Below are 2,245 nucleotides of genomic sequence, written 5' to 3'. Positions count from 1 at the left end.
TTGAAATAAAAAGTTTTTTGCATCTATTTCAAGATTGCAAATCAAAACTCCTAAAAGTATTGCATAAGTTTCATCATCTAGAGCTTTAATGTTCATTTTATTCCTTTATAAACTCCTTAGTCCAATCTGGATTAGTCCCTGCGCCACAAGGTTCAAAAATAGATAAACTTATATTACAAGATTCTATTGCATTCAAAGGATTTTTTGCTCTAAAACCTTTTTGTGTTCTTTGCAAAAGTACTTTGCACATTTTTTCTGCATTATTTTTATCTTTGATTTTTAAATATAAAATTGCTTGATTTGGAGAAAGTATTTTTAAATTATCATATTTATGTATTTTGCAAGTAGAATATTTATACAAAGATTCATATTCAGTTAAGCAAATTGCATTATTGCACTCTAAAAAGCGAAAAATTTGTTGCCTACTTTTTGATAAATCTATATTTTGCAAATCTATATTTTCAGAAAAACCATATACACCACTCCATTCTCGCGTGCTTTGGTTTGCAAAAAGTATTTGCATTAAGCATAATATCAATATGACTATTTTATTATTCATATATTCTCCTTAAATAATATATATGTCTATAATTTGAATTTTCAAAAGCAATAAGAAGCTTTGCACATTCTTTTTTATAATCATTTTCATTTAATTCTTTAATATCATAAAGCATTATTGTATTTCCTTTTTATAGACATCTTCCCACTCAAATATCGTTTGGTTGCCACACATTGTGCTACAAAAAAGTCAGGCGAATCAAATGCTTTCTCATCCCTTGTAAATATAATACCTTGTTGATTTTTCCTAATATAAATTTTACAATTTGCAAAGTCTTTATCATCATTTAAAGCTATAGCTTCTTGTGGAGATTTTATCTGTAATTTCAAAGTTATCTCGCATTCGTGCATATCATTAAATTCACTTTTATAGAGGATAGCTTTATACCTAGCTTCGCAAATATTAAACTTATCACACTTTTGTATTGTAAAGCTCCCCATATAAAGATTTTCTTGTAATGTATAAGTTCCAAGCCATTTGTTTAAATGTGTTGCATGAGTGGAGTTAGCCTTATTGTTAGTTTCTGCATTAGCACTAATGCCTAAAATTAAATACAATCCTAAAACTATTAAAAACTTTTGCATAAAAACTCCTTATTATAATTATTCTTTTTAATAAGTGCATTTTAATTCTCTTTTATCGCCTTTTAAAAGATAAATGCGTGTTTTTGGATAAGTAGTATTTTCTTCTTTATAAAAATCATCAAATCTGCGATTATAAAGGGCAATATAATTTTTTCCTTTAAATTCCATAACATCATAGTTTAAACGGGTTAGTATAGGAAACTCGGGATTAAATTCTGGTTGTTCTGGTATTCCTGAAATTTTATTGCTTGGCATGGCATATGTTTGAAATGCGAAGCAAGGCACTTCATTTTCTAAACAAACTTCTTCTTCAGTCTTTTCTCCATGAAAATGCAAATCATCCCCATAGATTTTATCACTTGCTTTTGCATCTAGCTTACCATTTTTATATATTGCAAGTGCACCAAAATAGTTTCCTATTGAAAGAACTACATCATCTAATACCCCATCATTGTTAATATCAATTTTTCTTTTATAAATGTAAGGATAGCCTTTTAAGTCTAGGATATCTGCTTCTGCTTCTTTTTTAATCTCTCTCTTTTTTGTGCAATAACTATAAAAAACGCCATATTGAATATTTGATCCAAAAGCACAAAGGCCTATACTAAAGGGAGGATTAATAGAAGGGGAAAGTTCTTGCCATTTGTCCGAATCATTTTTATGCTGTCTTGCATATTCACATAATTCTTTATTGTTAGAATCTAGCACTTTACCTAGAAGTTTAAGCAAGTCTGTAATGCGTTCTTCGTAAGCATCTTCTAGAGAATAAACTTTATTTAAATTTTTAATAAATGCCCTTTGTGAATTTAAAAGATCTTTTAGTCTTTGCTCCTTATCGGGAAACTTAGAAACTTTTAACTCTCTTCTTAATTGTGTATAGACTTCACCCATATAGCGATCTAAATTTTGTAAATTCCCGCTTTTATCATTGCATATCATCTTTTCGACATTGCTTTTTGCTTTAGCACAATCAAAACTAGGTTTAGCTTCACTTGGAGATTGTGCATAAAGCATTGGGGTTAAAAATACTAAAATACTCATTAAAATTTTTTTCATAATGACTCCTAAAATAGAAATTAATTTTATTTGTAGGTTTTAAACC

At 28.5% G+C, this 2,245-nt stretch carries 4 protein-coding genes; all 4 read right to left on the bottom strand.

Annotation, left to right across the window (positions count from 1 at the left end; translation table 11 throughout):
• Positions 1–97: 97 nt before the first annotated feature.
• The 4 genes from H2279_RS08350 to H2279_RS08335 are packed head-to-tail and all read right to left on the bottom strand — an operon-like array spanning position 98 to position 2,199.
• Positions 98–559 (bottom strand): hypothetical protein, encoded by a 462-nt coding sequence (locus tag H2279_RS08350; RefSeq protein WP_337196257.1) that lies wholly within the window; start codon positions 557–559, stop codon positions 98–100.
• A complete protein-coding gene (locus tag H2279_RS08345; protein ID WP_281276531.1) occupies positions 552–674 on the bottom strand; it encodes a hypothetical protein in 123 nt (40 codons plus the stop codon). The genes H2279_RS08350 and H2279_RS08345 overlap by 8 nt, the downstream gene beginning before the upstream one ends.
• Positions 664–1,143 (bottom strand): hypothetical protein, encoded by a 480-nt coding sequence (locus H2279_RS08340; RefSeq protein WP_337196256.1) that lies wholly within the window; start codon positions 1,141–1,143, stop codon positions 664–666. The genes H2279_RS08345 and H2279_RS08340 overlap by 11 nt, the downstream gene beginning before the upstream one ends.
• 27 nt (positions 1,144–1,170) lie before the next feature.
• Positions 1,171–2,199, bottom strand: a complete 1,029-nt coding sequence (locus H2279_RS08335; RefSeq protein WP_337196255.1) for a lysozyme inhibitor LprI family protein — start codon at positions 2,197–2,199, stop codon at positions 1,171–1,173.
• Positions 2,200–2,245: the final 46 nt, after the last annotated feature.

The organism is Campylobacter sp. B0100352/1, from assembly GCF_020135855.1.
GTDB classification, from domain to species: Bacteria; Campylobacterota; Campylobacteria; order Campylobacterales; family Campylobacteraceae; genus Campylobacter_D; species Campylobacter_D taeniopygiae.
This window is presented reverse-complemented; position numbering and strand designations above follow the sequence as displayed.